This window comes from Eubacterium ramulus (genome assembly GCF_045002895.1).
Lineage (GTDB): Bacteria > Bacillota > Clostridia > Lachnospirales > Lachnospiraceae > Eubacterium_I > Eubacterium_I ramulus.
Genome location: NZ_CP173382.1, coordinates 2605441 through 2622081 on the forward strand (window position 1 = coordinate 2605441; position 16641 = coordinate 2622081).

The following is a 16641-nucleotide window of genomic DNA, read 5'->3' on the forward strand; positions in this document are numbered from 1 at the left end:
ATGCATTTCTGTTTTTCAAAAATCTGCATCTTACATCAGTTTCATTTCTTATTTAAAAAATTCTACAAAATCCTCATAACCTTCTTTTGAAAGCTGCTCTTTCTGGAATTTTTTATTTTTATTCATGCGGACAACCAGTACCTGCTCGCCGTTTGCACGGGCCTGCTGTGCCTGTCCGATCACTTCGCTGAGTTTGTCTCCCGGATATCCTTTTTCAATCAGATATGCCGTCTTCTTCGGCTGCTCCGGAATCTGAAATCCGTTTTCCATCAGAAGCAGAATAATACGCTCAAATCCGATGGAAAATCCGCAGGCCGGAACATCTTTTCCGGTGAAGTTTCCAACCATCTTGTCGTAACGTCCGCCGCCGCCGCAGCTTCCGCCAAACTCCGGAATCGCAATTTCAAAAATAGTTCCTGTATAGTAAGACATGCCTCGTACCAGAGTCGGGTCAAATACCAGTTCAAAGGATGCTGTTTTTGTCGCATTTACTGCAGATGCGATTTCTTTCATGTTCTGAACGATCTCTGCATCCAGATAGTCACCTAAAGTATCTGCCAGATAGCTGATGCCATCCTCTGCCTGCTCCACACCGGTGAACAGAGACAGATATTTGTCGATTGCTTCCTGTGCGTAGCCTTCTTTTGCAAGTTCCTCTGCAACGCCTTCCAGACCAATCTTGTCCATCTTGTCCAGAATGATAAATACGGTATCGAACTCTTCCTCTGCAAATCCGCTGTAAGCCGCCATTGCTTTTAAGATACGACGCTCGTTGATACGGATTTCAAAATTTTTGAATCCAAGTTTGCCAAGTGTGGTAGTCGTAGCAAGAATCAGCTCGATCTCTGCCAGGTTGGACGGCTCGCCAAGAATATCAATATCGCACTGCATAAACTGACGATAACGACCTCTCTGCGGACGGTCTGCACGCCATACATTTCCCATCTGAAGTGCCTTAAACGGGGACGGCAGATCATTTGCATGGTTCGCATAGTAACGGCAAAGCGGTACGGTCAGATCATATCTCATACCGAAATCAACCAGATCTGCCTCACTCTGTGCTGTCTCTAATTTCAGTTTCTCACCACGTTTCAATACTTTGAAAATCAGTTTCTCATTTTCTCCGCCCTGCTTATTGCTCAGGTTTGCAATGTCTTCCATACACGGAGTCTCAATCGGAGTAAATCCGAATGCACGATACGTCTCCTTGATTACGCTCTGCACATAATCACGGATCTGCATCTCATCCGGCATAATATCTTTCATACCGTTTACCGGTTTTTTCTTTAAAGCCACTGTATATCCTCCATTCCATACAGATTGCTCTGTATTTTATATTACCTTATAAAACAGATTCCGATATCTGCTTTCGTATCCATTGCCAGACACAGACGTCTTTTCCAGTTTCTGTGTTCACATACATAGTTTATTATACGTTTGTGTGTTTGATATAGCAAGTGTTTTATCAGAGCTGACCACAGTTTTTCAGCAATTCCCGCTTCCGCTCTACCATCTCATCCACACGATCCAGGTAATTTATAATATCTTTTACATTTCCCACACGCTCGATACGCTTGCCATCTTCAAAAACAACTTTTGTGGTGGCACCTGCGCCAAGTGCCATAATGGTCTGTTTCTCTTCCATGATCAGAATGTTGTACACACCGGCTTTTCCCGGTTTTGCGTAGCCGACATTTTCAAAATTACCTGCCATGTTTTTCTGACGATACAGATAATATGGCTCCAGTCCCATCTCGTGGCAGCACCCAGCGGTCAGATCAATAGTCTGCGCAGTATTTTCAATGTGCAGGTTCTCATACTGCTCTTTCTGCATCCGCAGTCTGGCCGCACGTTTGATGGCCAGAGAATGAACTGTGATATTATCCGGATCCAGTTCTTCCAGCTGTCGCATCGTCTCACGCACATCCTCGATGGTTTCCTCCGGAAGTCCCACGATCAGATCCATATTGATATTGTCAAAACCAACCTCCCGTGCAAGTTTGAAACTGTCGATGGTCTGCTGCACCGTATGCTGGCGGCCGATGAGACGTAATGTTTCTTCTTTCATCGTCTGAGGATTGATAGAAATTCTGGAAATATTGTGTCTGTGGATGACTTCCAGTTTTTCTCTTGTGATACTGTCCGGTCTGCCGGCTTCTACCGTAAATTCCAGAAGCTGCGTCTGTTTCCGCGCTTTTTCCATTTTATTGTCGGCATCTGTTAAAGCATTTTCAGTTCCAGCTCCATCCATAGGATTCTGCGCTTCATCTATCACATCTATTTCATTCACATGTTCATCTGCATAGATCATTCTGCCCTGCTCATCCGCAATGTCAAAATAGCTTCCGATCATAGTCAGCAGGCGGTCCATCTGCTCTGCGGAAAGTGTTGTCGGTGTACCTCCGCCGATATAAACAGAATTCAATACTTTATGCTTGCATACCTCTGCCGTGAAGGCAATTTCTTTTTCCAGTGCATCCAGATATTCATCCATGCGGTTCGCCCATTTTGCCAGCGGATAGGAGGTAAAAGAGCAATACAGACAGGTGCTCGGACAAAACGGAATGCCCACATACAGACTGTATCCGTTCTCATAATCAATACGGCTCAGCAGTTCCAGCTCCCGCTTTGCAACTGACAGACTCAGATCGATCTTTTCATCAGAAGCAAGATATGTTTCCTTCATATAAGAACGAATCTCATCTTCGCTTTTTCCCTCCTCCAGAAGTTCCATCGGAATCTTCGTCGGGCGGATACCGGTCAGAGTTCCCCACGGAAGTGTCTTTCCTGCATACACAGTCAGCAGGTAATACAATTGCTGCTTTAACTCGTTTTTCGTCTTTTTCCGATCTTCAAAATCAACCTGAACACTACCGTCCAGTGCTATTTTTTCTTTCATTGCACGATTCTCATGATCCTGTGCAACGGTTTCTTCTTTTGCTACATCATCCTCTTCCTGAGTTTCTTTCTGATTATGTTCAAAAAACTTAAAATCAATCATGTGGTTTTTCCGGTCATAATTCACCACAAGATGAAATACACTTTCCGGAAACTCCTCCCGCGGCATGGCTTTTACAAGCACATCATGCTGTGGATAAAATGCTTTTACCAGAGAATGAATATCATATTCAAAATTTGGTTCATTTAATTGTACTGTGATCATCTTTATACCCTTTCGTGATAAAAGGAATTTTCATAATTATGAAAATTCCTTTTAAAATCATTATGCTAAGTACATATTATACTGTTTCTCGTATCCAATCGTAGTACGTGCCTCATGTCCCGGAAGGACAGCCGTATCATTTGGAAGTAAAAACAGTTTTTCTTTCACGGAACGCACCAGTTCCGACATGCTGCCACCTTTGAAATCCGTTCTGCCGACGGAGCCGCAAAACAGCGTATCTCCGCTTGCCAGCACTTTGTTTCCATCAAAATAATAGCAACATCCACCCTCGGTATGCCCCGGTGTAGAAATCACTTTGATCTTAAATCCTGCCAGATCAAGTACATCACCGTCTTTTGCATACACATCAGCATCATATGTCTCCGGGTTGCCAAACATTGCAGATACATTTTTCTGAATGTCGTGCATGGTAGCTTCTTCTTTCTCGCTTGCATACACCGGAACGCCAAAGGCATCTGCCACCATCCGTGCATGATGTGCGTGATCATAATGTCCATGTGTCAGCAATACTGCCTGCAGTTTCAACCCGCGCTCTTTGATGCGGCGGATCAGGTCTGCACCGTCTCCACCCGGATCAATGATCACCATCTCTTTTGTATCTGCGTTTACGATAAAGTAACAGTTTGTTCCGATATCGCCAACATTATATTCTTCAATTCTTAAATCTGCCATATACACTCCTATTTCATTGTATTTATCAGCCTGTGGTACGTTCAATCTCAAATACACTTTCAATCTGGCGCAGCTTTTCGCTCAGCATACTCAGCTCATCTTTTCCTTTGGTATAGAAGGAAACCACGATCGTTGCAATTCCTTTCTTACTGGTCCGTGAATTGATCGAATCAATATCAATGCCACGCTCCGTAAACACTTTTGAAATATCTACCAACAAGCCGGTACGATTGTTTCCAAAAATTTTAAGTTCTGCAAGGTAACGGCCATGTCCGCCGTTTTCTTCGTCTGATGCTCCCTGTTGCCACTCTGCCTCAATGAGACGCTGCCTGTCAAAATCCGGCAGCTGCATGATATTAACACAGTCTGTTCTGTGAATGGACACACCACGGCCTCTGGTCACGAATCCGACGATCTCGTCTCCCGGAACCGGACTGCAGCATTTGGAAAAATGTACTGCCACATCCGTCAGACCTTTGACAATAATACCACTCTTCTTGTGGGTTGTCCGCTCGACTTCCGCATGTTTCTCTTTCTGCTCGGAAGCATTTTCCACTACCTGTGCATCGGTCAGTTGTTGTGCATGCTCCTTACGGTACTCTTCCATCATACGGTTTATGATCTGTGATTCCGTCAGACCACCATGTCCCACAGCAGCCAGCACAGATTCCCAGTCACGGAAACCATATTTCCGCTGTACCTTTGCCTGATAATCCGGCTTATTGATATCACCAAAATTAATGCCTTTCGTTTTACAGTAATTCGTTAATAACTCCTTGCCCTTGATGATATTTTCTTCTTTAAACTGATTACGGAACCACTGATTGATCTTATTCTTCGCCTGGGTACTTTTTACCAGATTTAACCAGTCACGGCTCGGGCCCTTGGAATTTGCCGACGTCAAAATCTCGATCCGGTCACCGTTGCGGATATTATAATCTATGGTTACCAGCCGTCCGTTTACCTTGGCTCCGATCATCTTATTGCCCACGGCCGAATGGATCCCATAGGCAAAATCAATCGGTGTGGAGCCTTTCGGAAGACTCTTAACATCACCGCTTGGCGTAAAACAGAATACACTGTCAGAAAACAGATCCAGATCACTCTTTAACAGGCTCATAAACTCCCGGTTATCGGACATGTCACGCTGCCATTCAAGGATCTGGCGCAGCCAGCTTAACTTTTCTTCCTCACCGTTGATGCTGTTTCCGTTATTTGCTTCTTTGTATTTCCAATGAGCAGCAATACCGTATTCAGAAGTACGATGCATCTCTTCTGTACGGATCTGAATCTCAAATGGCTGACCGGTTGGTCCGATCAGCGTCGTATGCAGAGACTGATACATATTTGGCTTCGGCATTGCGATATAATCTTTGAAACGTCCCGGAATCGGTTTGTATTTCTCATGGATCACACCCAGTGCTGCATAACAGTCCTTGACATCATCCACAATAATACGGATTGCAAACAGATCATAGATCTGATCCAGGGTTTTGTTCTGGTTTACCATTTTCTTGTAAATACTGAAAAAATGTTTTGCCCTTCCCATAACCGTAGCCTTGATACCCGCATCCTTCAGACAGGCCTCCACATCATTCATCAGTCTGTGGACATACGCATCTCTGGCAGATTTCCGGACAGCAATTTTTTCTACCAGATCATAATACGCTTCCGGCTCCAGATACTTTAACGACAGATCCTCCAGCTCGATCTTGATCTTGGAAATACCGAGCCGCTGTGCGATCGGTGCATAGATATCCATGGTCTCACGGGCTTTTTCCTTCTGTTTCTCCGGCTTCATATATTTCAGCGTACGCATATTGTGCAGACGGTCTGCCAGCTTGATAATAATGACACGGATATCCTTTGCCATGGCAAGGAACATTTTTCGCAGATTTTCTGCCTGCACTTCAATCTTATCCGCATCATAGGCAATCTGTCCCAGCTTTGTCACACCATCCACCAACAATGCCACTTCCGGGCCAAATTCTTCTTTGATCTCCTCATCAGTCATGACCGTATCTTCCACTACGTCATGAAGCAGTCCCGCCACGATTGTTTCCTTATCCATCTCAAGCTCCGCCAAAATAATGGCCACATATAATGGATGGATAATATACGGTTCTCCGGATTTACGCACCTGCGTCTTATGTGCTTCCGCAGCAATCTGATATGCCTTTTCCACCATGGAAATATCTGCTGACGGATGATATTTCTGTATAATCTCAATCAGATCCCGATGCAATTCCTCCGGACTGACAAAATCCCTGATTGGAACGATCGCTGAGTCCAGAACGGCTGCCGGCTCAATTGACTGAAGCGCAGCTTCATCAATCTGCATTTTCGTCCGCGGTATGTTATTGTTTTCTGAAATTATCTTTTTTTCTTTTGTTTCCATCTCGATCCCACCTATTCCAACATTATAATGAAATTTATTATAAATTGCAACGCTTTCCAAATGCAGATGCTGCTTGTTACCGCCATCAACGCCATACCGACGGTAACTTAATTGTTACTTTTTAGAGTATCACACGATTTTACAAAAAAATAGCCATTTTTTTGAATTTTCTTGAAAACAAACTACTTTTCAGATACAATGCTTAGTAGAAACGCCAATTTACTATAATTTTTGGCAATGATAAGGAGGCAATTATGGCACAGAATCCAATCGTAACAATTGAAATGGAAAACGGCGATATCATCAAAGCAGAGCTTTATCCGGAAATCGCCCCAAATACAGTAAATAATTTCATCTCTCTGGTAAACAAAGGATTTTATGACGGTGTGATCTTCCACCGTGTCATCAGAGGTTTCATGATCCAGGGCGGAGATCCGGAAGGAACCGGTATCGGCGGACCGGGATACAGCATCCACGGCGAATTCTCCAACAATGGTTTCACAAACAACCTGAAACATACACCGGGTGTTCTTTCCATGGCACGTACTATGATGCCAAACTCCGCCGGAAGCCAGTTCTTCATCATGCATGCAGCTGCTCCGCATCTTGATGGCGAATATGCAGGCTTCGGTAAGGTCATCGAAGGTATGGAAAATGTAAATAAGATCGCAGAAGTTCGCTGCGATTACAGTGACCGCCCAATGGCTCAGCAGAAAATGGCAAAAGTAACCGTTGAGACATTTGGTGTAGATTATCCGGAACCGGAAAAATGCTAATTTGTTTGCATGGCTAAAACTTTAAAATAATGAAAGCGTCCCATTTTATTTTTTCTTGTCAGCTAGCAATCGCTTGCCAAGAAAAAATAAAATGGGACGCATTTACGTTACAATGCAAAAATTTTTACGCCATGCCTCTTAACGTCGCCGTGCCCGCGCCTTATATTTCTTCTCGCCGAAGATCCAGAACAGGATCAGTGCGATCAGTGTTCCGATCACCATGCCCACAATGACATCGCTCGGATAATGCACGCCCACATAGAGTCTGGACAGCGAAATTGCAAAAGCCAGAACCAATGCCGGCACACCGATTCCACGCGGACAGCTTTTATAGATCACAACTGCCGATGCAAAAGAAGCAGATGCATGACCGGAAGGGAATGACCAGTCCGGCTGTGCTGCGATCAGGCACTGCAATCCTGCTACCACTTCATAAGGACGGACCCGTGCCACATAATTCTTCAGCAGGAAGTTCGTCACGCAGAGGGAACCCAATAATGCCAGCAGAGAAAGGAGTCCCGCACGTCTGGTCTTTTTGGGAAACAGCAGAACAATGGATAACACGATCCATACGATTCCCGTGTTGCCAAGATTCGTGATGGCGATCACAATCGGATTCAGTGCTTCCATACGCAGATGTTCCTGAATAAAAAGCAGAATCTGCCCATCCCATATATGTAATTGTTGAATAACGGTATCCAGCGTTATCATTGCTCTCTTTCCTTTCCAGATTGTTTTATCAATAAAAAACGTGTGCTATCACACACTTCACCGTAATTTTCCAGTAAAGAAAGTCCCACTGTACAAAAGCAGGTATCAGTGGGACTCCATAATATTTATCAGAATTTAAAGATTGCCACTCCGTATGGTGGGAGTTCGTATGCGAAGGAATACGGTCTTCCGTCACATTCTGATTTTTCAGACTGATAAACAGTCGGACGTTCTGTGCCCTCGCCACCGAATTTTGCATCATCGCTGTTCAGCAATAACGTATATTTTTTCTTTTTCGGTACACCCACACGATAATCCGGACGTGCCATCGGTGTAAAATTGCATACAAACAACAGGTTGTTTCTGCCGGATTTTCCGTGACGAACAAAACTGAAAATACTGCGATATCCGTCATTCGGATTGATCCATTCAAATCCGTCCGGCTGATCATCCAGTTCATACATTGCCGGATATTTTTTATAAATAGTCAGCAGTTCTTTTACAAATGCCTGTAAATGGCTGTGATTTTCATCGTTTAAAAGTTCCCAGTCAAGTTCCCGTTTTTCGCTCCACTCCCGGAGCTGTCCGAAGTCCTGACCCATGAACAGCAGCTTTTTGCCCGGATGTCCCATCATAAACGCATATCCTGCCATCAGATTGCGGTATTTGTCAATGCCAAGTCCCGGCATTTTATTCAACATGGAACATTTCAGATGAACAACCTCATCGTGAGAAAGTACGAGAATGTATTTCTCACTATAATTGTAACTCATGGCAAATGTCATCTTATTATGATTGTCTTTGCGGAAATATGGATCCAGTTTCATGTAATCCAGAAAATCATGCATCCATCCCATGTTCCATTTATAAGTGAAATCCAGTCCGCCGTCCTCGGCTTTTCCGGTTACCATCGGCCATGCGGTGGATTCCTCTGCGATCATAACTGCTCCCGGATTTCTGCCGCAGACCAGTGTATTCAGATGGCGGAAAAATTCAATCGCTTCCAGGTTTTTATTTTCACCGTATTGATTTGGAACCCATTGTCCGGCTTCTTTACCATAATCCAGATACAGCATGGAAGCAACCGCATCCACACGAAGACCATCAATATGATACTTCTCTACCCACAGTAATGCAGAGTTCAGAAGGAAATTCTTGACCTCAGTCTTACCATAGTCAAAAATCTTGGTTCCCCAGTCCGGATGCTCACCTTTTCTCGGATCCGCGTACTCATAGAGGCAAGTTCCGTCAAACTCAGCCAGTCCGTGGGCATCCCGCGGAAAATGCGCCGGAACCCAGTCCAGGATAACACCGATCTTATGTCTGTGCAGGTAATTGATCATATATGCAAAATCCTCCGGTGTTCCGTAGCGGGACGTCGGTGCAAAATATCCTGTTACCTGATATCCCCAGGAACCGTCAAACGGATACTCGGAAATTCCCATCATTTCTACATGGGTGTAACCCATTTCCTTTACATATTTTGTCAGTTCTACTGCCAGTTCACGGTATGTATAAAAGCCGGTGTCTTCCTCATAGCCTGCATGACGTTTCCAGGAACCCGGATGCACTTCATAAATGGACATTGGCTGACGGTACACCTCGTCATCCTTATGTGCCGCACGTGCTTCCATCCATTTTTCATCGGACCATTTCAGCTTACTGATATCTGCGACTTTTGATGCAGTGCCCGGACGCAGTTCCGCATAGTTTGCATAAGGATCTGCCTTATAAAGTTTTCTGCCATCCTGGGTTTCAATGAGATATTTGTACATATCACCAATCTTTACATTGCTGATAAACAGTTCATAAATTCCATTTGGCTCCAGACGTTTCATTTCATGAGAGGTCTCATTCCAGTCATTGAAAGAACCAATGACCCATACACGTTTTGCATTTGGTGCCCATACCGCAAAGTTGACACCCTGCCATCTGCCCTTTTTACATGGATGCGCCCCCAGTTTCATATACATGTCATAATGTACACCTGCGCCGAACAGATACATATCATACTCAGAAATGTTCCCCATAGTGTTTTCCTCCTTAAAAACCACTCACTTTTATTGCGATTATTCAAAATCTTTTTCATGAAGAATCAGATAATCATTCTCATTATATTTCTTTGAGAAAATAGAACCAAACGCCTTCTTGATTCCGCCGCCTTCTGCATTTTCAATCGCCTCATCCACAATATCCTTGACCTCGGCCAGTGTGGTTGCACGCTCCAGTTTTTGGATATTGTTGATACGATTGTATAAAGCGAGTACCCCCATCTGGTCAATGGTGCACTCCATCTCTTTTGCATAAGATTTTCCGAATTCTACCAGTTCATCGATCGTAAAAATAGGGATGTCCACTTTCTCGGTAAATTTCTTTGCAAAACCAAAATCCAGCTGCATTGCCTTGCGGATTCCAGCTCTCGTATCCTCCAGAAGGATCACCATACCTCTTGTATTCTGTTCCATCAACTGAGACATACGGAGTGCGGTCTCACGGTTCAGTTCTCCTGCTTTATCAATGATCAGATAACCACCGTCGATCTGCGGAATCAGTGCCGCAAAATCTTTTCCATTCAATGATGATGCACTGATCTTACCAATCTTGGCATCTTCATTTCCAACTTCTTTCTCAATAGCTTTGATCAGGCTGGTGGCAAATACGGTCTTACCGCTGCCTTCCTCACCCTGGATCAGAATGTTGCCTGTCAAAGATGTAACCGAATTACCAAGTCTGGATTTTGTTCCCAGTAAAATCTGGCTGATCTGATCTTCCATACCCGGAACCGGAAGGAAATAAGAGAACAGTTCTTTCTGTTCTTCCGTCAGCTCATATGCTTTCTGCTCTTCTTTCAGATCATCCGGCAGTTTGATCTCCGGCAAAACACCGGTATCCTGTGAAACCGCTGCTGCTTCGCCTACCGGTACTTCCACATTGGCATTCTCCACAAACATTTGTGTCGCCTGTGCCAGCATTTTCTCCAGTTCTTCATCCGGCGCAGATTCTACCACATGCAGTTCATCCTCATCTGCTTGATCCTCCATGGATACAGATACTGTTTCTGACGCAGCTTCTGTGTCTGTAGTTTCTGCATCTCCTGCTTCTGTATGTCCAGACTCATCCGGAGTTTCTGCACTCACTCTGTTCTGATATGCAGAAAGGTCGGGCATTTCCCTTGTAACACCGGAAATATCAGCTGATGCAGCTGCTGCAATATCCTCTTCTACTACAGAATCAGATGTATCTGTAGATACCGTATCATCGGCTGTATCATCCGCTTCACTGTTTTCCTGTGCCATTTCTCTTGCAAAATCAGAATCAGCTTCCTCAACAACGGAAGTCTCTGCCTGATCAGCGTTGTTTTCTGCGGATGTAGATTTCATAACTGCATCAACATCAGAATCTGTGGATTCTGCTTTTGCTGTTGCCGTTTCATCTTCAGACGATATATCATCCGATGCTTCAACGTTTTCTGTCTCTTCAGGAGCTGCTGCGCTCTCATTTTCTGCCGCTTCTTCATCGGCTGCCTTCATCGCATCACCAGAAGCAAGTTTTGCAGCTACGGTATCTTCCGGAACCGGAAGATCTTCTCCCGGTGTCGCAGACAGAATCGGGATCAGTGTCTTCAGACGCTCCATGATCTGACCGGCTTCCAACAATGCATTTTCTTTGGACATTTCCAGCTTCTTCTGATCTGCTGCTGCCATGGCAGCTTCCGCCGCACGCTTTGTCTTCTTCCACTCTTCCAGTACTTCCTCAATACTTGCCTGTGCAGAAGCGACTTCCTCGGCATCTGCCTTTTCACCGGCATGTTTGATTTCTTTTATCTCACTTTGTGTATCATCTGCATTTTCTCTTACTTCTTCTTTTGCAATATCCTGCTTTTGAGTCTCCTGCTCTTCTTTTTCCGATTCTTCCTGTTCCTTCATTAAAGCATGGAAATCTTTTTTCAGGGAACGGTCTACCTGGGCGTTGATTTTTTCCTGATCAAAAGCATGCTCTGCCTCTTCTTCATGCTCGCCATTCAGATATGGAATATCACTGACAATCTTTTTGATATTTTCCATCGTATCGGCAACGGTTTCTTTTTCTGTAGCATTCATGATCTGACGCATGCTTTTCGCCAGTTCTTCCTGCAGCTTGGAAGTATTAAATTTACTTGCCGTTACAGTTGTCTCCGATGCTTCTTCGGATGCGCACTCCGCTGTCTTTACCATCTCTTTGATGACATTTTTCCGCTCTGTACTCTGCGGCAGACTGATCTCCACCATGCCTTTTTTCTCACGGAACTGCTTGTATTTATCCTCCTGTGCCGGAGTCAACGGCTGATACAGACGCTTCAGATCCAGTGCTTTCTCCACGTATTCACCATCGCCGAACCAAAGGATCAGTTCATCGCAGGTTTCCACACACTTGTCCCGCAGTTCTGCCTGTCCGTACAGAACTGCCAACTCATAAGCCCATTTTTCTGTATATTCATGTTCTTTGAGTTCTTCCAGGATTGCAATACGGTCTGTCAGTGGCTGATCTTTCAGACAGCTAATCTCATAAGCCAGCACATAACGCATATTATCTTTCGGTGCAATCTCAAGGAATTCGTTGTAATATTCCTCTGCCTCATCCACATGTTTTGCCTTAATGGCTACCTCTGCCAGCTGGCACACGATATTTCTGCCAATCGGAGAATGATCATATGCCTGCAGCAATACTTCACGGCATGCATCGTATTTGCCTGTTTTTTCATAAATCTCGCCAACCATGCACAGCGTTGTGCTGCTGCGGACCTTTTTCCAATTGATGGTATCTGCCATCTCCGCTGCTGTTAGATAATCTCCTGCTGCGAACAGATTCTGAATCTGCTCCAGTTTCAGTTTATACTCATACTTATCCACCGTTATTCACCTCATGTCTGTATTTTATTGATTTTTCAGATGTTATTTTTTCTTTTTAAAATTGATATGCTTTGTTTTTGACTCTTTTTCTTCTGCTTTTTCTGCAAATTCTTTCTCTGGATCTTTCATCTTCACCTGATTAGTCACGGTATCCACCGTATCAAGCTCGATATATTCCTTCGTCTGCTCCGGCAGCTGCCGTTTTCTCAGCACATGTTCTACCACTCGTTTTATGATATAGTACAGTACCGCAAAAATCGGTACACCAAACAGCATTCCTATTACACCGAAACTTCCGCCGAAAAGCAGAATTGCAAAAATAACCCAGAACGGTGACAGTCCCGTCGTGTTGCCAAGGATTTTCGGTCCGATGACATTTCCGTCCACCTGCTGCAAAATGATAATGTAGATAATGAAGTAAATTCCCTTCATCGGATCTACCAGAAAAATCAGGATTGCACTTGGAATAGCTCCGATATACGGTCCGAAAAACGGAATGACATTTGTCACACCGACAATTACACTGACAAGTGCCACATACGGCATCCGCAAAATTGCCAGACTTGCAAAGCAGATACACCCGATGATCAGGGAATCAATGATCTTTCCGATAAAAAATCCACCAAACACCTCGTCTGCTTTCCGGACAACTTCCATCACTACGTTGCCGTAACGTGGACGGAAAATTGCATAAATGATTTTCTTTAACTGCCCGATAAATTTTTCCTTTGTCATCAGGACATATACGGAAACGATAAATCCAATGATCACATTAAATATAGCTTTCACCACGTTATAGACACCGGTCGTAATACTCGCAATAAAATCAGACTGCTGCAGTACACTCTTGCGCAGCCATTCCTCCAGATATTTGGACGCATCTGCGATAAATGTATCCAGCGGACCGGCCAGTGGGCTGTCCTGTTTTAAGAAGCGGTCTACCCACTCGGTCAGGTTCTGCACTTTTTCATTCATGCTCAGGACAATATCCTCGATACATACGATCAGCTGCGGTATGATCAGCCAGATCAGCACTACAATGATTGTCAGAAATACCGCCATGGCAAACGCTACCGATGCAGCTCGTATTTTCTGACACTGCTTATGTGTCAGTTCTTCTGACTTCTGTCTGCTTTTTTTATATAAAAAACGTTCAAACCATTTCATGATCGGATTGAGCAGATATGCCACGATCAATCCCACAATAATAGCCTGAAGACTTTGAAAAATCTCCTGAAAACCGGAAAATAACCCGTCAAATCTCAATACCACAAAAAAGATTGCGATACACACCATTACCACCAGAATGGCCGTCAGACCAATTGCCAGGTAAGGGCGGATATCCAGATTTACTTTCTTTTTCTCCGGTTGTTTCTGAGTTGCAGTATATTCTTTTTTTGTCTCTTCCTGCATGCTAAAACTGCCTTTCTAAAAATCCGGGAATCCGGTTGCAGACTCCACTGAAAATATGAAATAAGTATACCATACTTTTTCTGTACATAACAGAATTGTTCACAAAAAAATCAAAAGAATCCCGTTTCCAGGATTCTTTTTGACTTTATTCATCAGATATTTTTCAAGTCGAACGCACGTGAGACTTGGTGCGTGATTCTGGTCAGCGAAAGCTGACATATTCTTCTCAGAATCACTGTACTCTACACTTTCGTTTCTTTTCTGTTTGAGGATCTTAATCTCTGTAATAATTGATCAGGCAGCCTTTCAGAATAATGGTTCTCTCATCGTCTGTCAGATCACCCATTTTCAGTGTGAACGATTTTAACCCGCCGTCTTTTACCACGTATGCCTCGATATCTGTCAGCTTGTCCTCAATGGCTTTGCGTACATTCGGGACAAACAGATAATCACCGTTTGCAAATGGCAGGTCTCCTTCCGGAATCAGGAATGGAAGCATACCCCAGTTGATCAGGTTGGAACGGTAACGTTTTGTTGCATATTCATTTGCAATATTCGCCCATCCGCCTAATACTTTCTGACAGGAAGCAGCCTGCTCTCTGGCGGAACCGTCACCCGGTTTTACTGCAAAAATCGTACTTCCGATACCAAAGTTTTCACGGTTCAGATCCGGATATTTTGTCTTGATTGTCTCGATCACCGGTGCAAGTTCCGGTAATGCTTCCGTCGGTTTTTCACCGTTGACTCTTGCTTTCTCTGCCTTCTGTACTTCTTTCGCACGGCCGACATATTCCGGATCCTTTCTGGACAGGGCAAACTCAGCCAGTGCCAGCGGATTGGAACGGTAGGAAGAAGTCTCGCCGGACGGAATCAGCTCATCTGTTGTAGTAACCGGATCGTGGATCTCAGATACTACTTTCAGTACCAGGTTGTCTGTCAGTGCACTCATTGCCGGCCAGTCTTTGATGTTCGGTCCGAATTTCAGTTCCTGATCCGGATCAGCTACACCCTTGCTGTCAAATACACGGTTTTCATAAATTGATTTATCAAAGAAATATTTCGGTCCTGTATATTCTACATCCAGATCCGTTGCCGGTGTCAGATATCCTTTGTTTGCAGCGGTTGCAGCGATGGAACGTGCATCCATCAGTGCTACGGAAGCGATCTGACCGTTCTGCAGTTTGGAGCCTTCCCGGTTCGGGAAGTTTCTCGTTGTATGACGGATACTGAATCCATTGTTGTTCGGTGTATCACCAGCTCCGAAGCATGGTCCACAGAATGCAGTTTTCATGATCGCACCGGTCTCCATGATCTTCGCTGCTGCACCATTTTTTACCAGTTCCATATAAACAGGCATACTTGCCGGATATACACTTAAGGTAAACTCATCCGGTCCGATACTCTTGCCATTCAGAATGTCTGCTGCTGCACAGATGTTTTCAAATCCACCGCCGGCACATCCTGCGATAATACCCTGATCTACATACAGTTTTCCATTGCGGATCTTGTCACGCAGTTTATATTCTACGGCTCCGTCCAGACTTACCAACGCGTTCTTCTCAACCTCTGCCAGAACGTCTTCCAGGTTTGCATTTACTTCTTCAATCGTATATGTATTGCTCGGATGAAATGGCATAGCGATCATTGGTTTGATTTCGCTTAAGTTCACTTCTACACAGCCATCATAATAAGCAACTTTCTCTGGTTTCAGTTCTGCATAATCTGCAGATCTGCCATGGATATCATAAAATTCTCTGATTTTGTCATCCGTTACCCAGATGGAGGACAGGCAGGTGGTCTCTGTGGTCATAACGTCCACGCCGATACGGAAATCAGCACTCAAAGATGCCACACCAGGTCCGACAAACTCCATAACTTTATTATTCACATAACCGTTTTTAAATACGGCACCGATAATTGCCAGAGCCACATCCTGCGGTCCGACACCTTTCATCGGCTCACCGGTCAGATAGATCGCTACCACACCCGGCATTTTGATGTCATATGTTTTGCAGAGCAGCTGTTTTACCAGCTCCGGTCCACCCTCGCCCATTGCCATGGTACCCAGTGCACCATATCTTGTATGAGAATCAGAACCAAGAATCATTTTTCCGCCGCCTGCCAGCATTTCACGGGCAAACTGATGGATGACTGCCTGATGAGGCGGTACATAAATTCCACCATATCGCTTTGCACAGCTCAGACCAAACATATGGTCATCCTCGTTGATGGTTCCACCAACAGCGCATAAACTGTTGTGACAGTTTGTCAGTACATACGGAACCGGAAATTTCTCCAGACCTGATGCACGGGCAGTCTGAATGATACCGACAAAAGTAATGTCATGGGAAGTCAGCTTATCAAATTTAATCTGCAGCTGTTCCATATTTCCGGAAGTATTATGTGCTTTCAAAATACGATATGCCATTGTACCCGTTGCAGCTTCTGCAGCGGTCACTGTTTTTCCTGTTTTTGCCGCAAGACATGCAGCAGCCTCCTGATTATCTTCGATAATCTCCGTTCCATTGAGCAGATATACACCATTCTCATGTAATTTCATGGTTCTGTGCCCTCCTTAGAAAATTCTTTTTTACACTC

General features: G+C 44.4%; 10 protein-coding genes. 1 reads left to right on the forward strand and 9 read right to left on the reverse strand.

The features are described from left to right. Positions 1–48 precede the first annotated feature (48 nt). The 4 genes from hisS to ACIRUQ_RS12255 form a co-directional block, all read right to left on the reverse strand. The gene (hisS, locus tag ACIRUQ_RS12240) at positions 49–1296 is read right to left on the reverse strand and encodes a histidine--tRNA ligase (RefSeq protein WP_021738570.1); all 1248 of its coding nucleotides are present in this window, start codon (positions 1294–1296) and stop codon (positions 49–51) included. Between the two features lie 169 nt (positions 1297–1465). After that, positions 1466–3163 carry a coproporphyrinogen dehydrogenase HemZ gene (hemZ, locus tag ACIRUQ_RS12245; protein WP_021738568.1) on the reverse strand — a complete coding sequence of 566 codons (1698 nt, stop codon included), beginning with the start codon at positions 3161–3163 and terminating at the stop codon, positions 1466–1468. A gap of 60 nt (positions 3164–3223) precedes the next feature. After that, positions 3224–3856 (reverse strand): MBL fold metallo-hydrolase, encoded by a 633-nt coding sequence (locus ACIRUQ_RS12250; protein ID WP_022036188.1) that lies wholly within the window; start codon positions 3854–3856, stop codon positions 3224–3226. A gap of 25 nt (positions 3857–3881) precedes the next feature. Further along, the gene (locus ACIRUQ_RS12255; RefSeq protein ID WP_044963074.1) at positions 3882–6197 is read right to left on the reverse strand and encodes a bifunctional (p)ppGpp synthetase/guanosine-3',5'-bis(diphosphate) 3'-pyrophosphohydrolase; all 2316 of its coding nucleotides are present in this window, start codon (positions 6195–6197) and stop codon (positions 3882–3884) included. Between the two features lie 311 nt (positions 6198–6508). Between ACIRUQ_RS12255 and ACIRUQ_RS12260 the strand changes: the two genes are divergently transcribed. Then, positions 6509–7030, forward strand: a complete 522-nt coding sequence (locus tag ACIRUQ_RS12260) for a peptidylprolyl isomerase (RefSeq protein ID WP_021738565.1) — start codon at positions 6509–6511, stop codon at positions 7028–7030. Positions 7031–7168: 138 nt separating this feature from the next. On the opposite strand, the gene ACIRUQ_RS12265 is transcribed toward ACIRUQ_RS12260, so the two are convergent. From ACIRUQ_RS12265 to ACIRUQ_RS12285, 5 genes are all read right to left on the reverse strand, one after another. Then, entirely contained in the window at positions 7169–7741 is a 573-nt protein-coding gene (locus tag ACIRUQ_RS12265; protein WP_021738564.1) for a phosphatase PAP2 family protein, read from the reverse strand. Between the two features lie 128 nt (positions 7742–7869). Then, entirely contained in the window at positions 7870–9771 is a 1902-nt protein-coding gene (glgB, locus tag ACIRUQ_RS12270) for a 1,4-alpha-glucan branching protein GlgB (protein ID WP_044962993.1), read from the reverse strand. A gap of 39 nt (positions 9772–9810) precedes the next feature. Then, positions 9811–12630, reverse strand: a complete 2820-nt coding sequence (locus tag ACIRUQ_RS12275) for a hypothetical protein (protein WP_021738562.1) — start codon at positions 12628–12630, stop codon at positions 9811–9813. Between the two features lie 42 nt (positions 12631–12672). Then, positions 12673–14043: an AI-2E family transporter gene (locus ACIRUQ_RS12280; RefSeq protein ID WP_021738561.1), complete on the reverse strand. Its 1371-nt coding sequence runs from the start codon at positions 14041–14043 to the stop codon at positions 12673–12675. A 274-nt stretch (positions 14044–14317) separates the two neighbouring features. Beyond that, positions 14318–16603 (reverse strand): hydratase, encoded by a 2286-nt coding sequence (locus ACIRUQ_RS12285; RefSeq protein ID WP_021738559.1) that lies wholly within the window; start codon positions 16601–16603, stop codon positions 14318–14320. Positions 16604–16641 lie beyond the last annotated feature (38 nt).

What these genes read in the sequence shown, in the direction of transcription:
- hemZ (WP_021738568.1), bottom strand. Translation starts at nt 3,163, where the DNA reads ATGATCACAGTACAATTAAATGAACCAAATTTTGAATATGATATTCAT.
- ACIRUQ_RS12250 (WP_022036188.1), bottom strand. Translation starts at nt 3,856, where the DNA reads ATGGCAGATTTAAGAATTGAAGAATATAATGTTGGCGATATCGGAACA.
- ACIRUQ_RS12255 (WP_044963074.1), bottom strand. Translation starts at nt 6,197, where the DNA reads ATGCAGATTGATGAAGCTGCGCTTCAGTCAATTGAGCCGGCAGCCGTT.
- ACIRUQ_RS12260 (WP_021738565.1), top strand. Translation starts at nt 6,509, where the DNA reads ATGGCACAGAATCCAATCGTAACAATTGAAATGGAAAACGGCGATATC.
- ACIRUQ_RS12265 (WP_021738564.1), bottom strand. Translation starts at nt 7,741, where the DNA reads ATGATAACGCTGGATACCGTTATTCAACAATTACATATATGGGATGGG.
- glgB (WP_044962993.1), bottom strand. Translation starts at nt 9,771, where the DNA reads ATGGGGAACATTTCTGAGTATGATATGTATCTGTTCGGCGCAGGTGTA.
- ACIRUQ_RS12280 (WP_021738561.1), bottom strand. Translation starts at nt 14,043, where the DNA reads ATGCAGGAAGAGACAAAAAAAGAATATACTGCAACTCAGAAACAACCG.
- ACIRUQ_RS12285 (WP_021738559.1), bottom strand. Translation starts at nt 16,603, where the DNA reads ATGAAATTACATGAGAATGGTGTATATCTGCTCAATGGAACGGAGATT.